The 664-nt window shown below is 45.8% G+C and carries 1 protein-coding gene; it reads right to left on the bottom strand.

Features of this window, described 5'->3' with window-relative positions; genetic code table 11:
- A partial coding sequence (locus A3762_RS23040) for a molybdopterin-dependent oxidoreductase (RefSeq protein ID WP_156493687.1) occupies window positions 1–664 on the bottom strand: 664 nt, incomplete at both ends.

The following is a 664-nucleotide window of genomic DNA, read 5'->3' as shown; positions in this document are numbered from 1 at the left end:
TGCTAATTTACGAGCGAGCTCTCGGATGTATTCGGCCTTAATACCACACACATCTGCGACAGACTCGGGAGAAAAATCAGAGCTCATTAACTGAACGTCTGCCACACCTTCAATAATGCCTTGTAACCGACCGATATCGACTAAGCCTTCATCAAATAAGGTATGAATCATGCCTAGCAACATATACGCATCTGTGCCTGGCTTGATGAACAAGTGCGTATCAACAACCTTGGCAGTTTCGCTGCGTTTGGGGTCGATCAAAATTACTTCGCCACCGCGTTTTCTTATCCCCTTTAAACGGCCTAGATAATCTGGCGCCGACATCAAACTCCCGTTCGATGCTGCTGGGTTACTACCAAGCAAAATGAATAAATCGGTATGATCAATGTCTGGAACTGGGAATAAACCCTGATGACCGAACATCTCATAATTAGCGCGCATATGGGGGAGTTGATCATTAGAGGTCGCAGAAAAACGATTCTTGGTCCCTAAAGCACGATATAAATTCATCAGGAATAGAACATTGCCGTGGTGATGAACATTCGGATTACCGAGATACAAACCGACCGCGTCTTGCCCATATTGCTTTTGAATGTCGCCTAAGCGCTTAGCCGCGATATCAAATGCTTTTCCCCAGCTAATCTGCTTCCAGCCCTGCTCTGTT

It is taken from the genome of Oleiphilus sp. HI0125 (genome assembly GCF_001635355.1).
Note: the sequence above shows the minus strand (reverse complement) of the source record. Positions and strands in the feature narration are given on the sequence as shown.